The following is a 528-nucleotide window of genomic DNA, read 5'->3' on the forward strand; positions in this document are numbered from 1 at the left end:
AGACACGGATAGTCTGAAAATACTGAACTACGAAAACCACAAAGCCTATTTCAAAAAGTTTGACGATGGAATAGTTAAGAAGATGGAAGCAATGTGTGATTTCTACAAGCTGGATAAGGCGTTACTATCCCCGAAAACTATTAAGGGCGTGACAAAACTTATCGGCGTGTGGGATTACGAGGGAACGTATGAGAAGTTTAAAACGCTCGGTGCTAAAAGATACCTGCAATGTGAGAAGGGGAAACTTAAACTCACTGTCGCCGGACTCTCTAAGCAGAACGGTTTAAACTACATGATGCAACAGGCAAATAATGACGTTGATAAAGTCTTTACTTTATTCGACGATGAACTATACATCCCGGCTGAATGTACGGGTAAAATGACACACACTTATCAGGACGACGATTATAAATACCAGTGTACGGATTATTTAGGCGTGACCGAAACAGAGGAACCATTATCAGGGGTTCATCTGGAGCCATGCGAGTTTACGCTTTCTCTGTCGCAACAGTTTATGACGTTCTTGGA

At 41.9% G+C, this 528-nt stretch carries 1 protein-coding gene; it reads left to right on the plus strand.

The features are described from left to right. Positions 1–528 (plus strand): hypothetical protein (locus tag HL054_RS22245; protein ID WP_369141309.1); only part of this gene is annotated, 528 nt, incomplete at both ends.

This window comes from Modestobacter versicolor (assembly GCF_041028285.1).
In the GTDB taxonomy this organism is placed as follows: domain Bacteria; phylum Actinomycetota; class Actinomycetes; order Mycobacteriales; family Geodermatophilaceae; genus Modestobacter; species Modestobacter versicolor_A.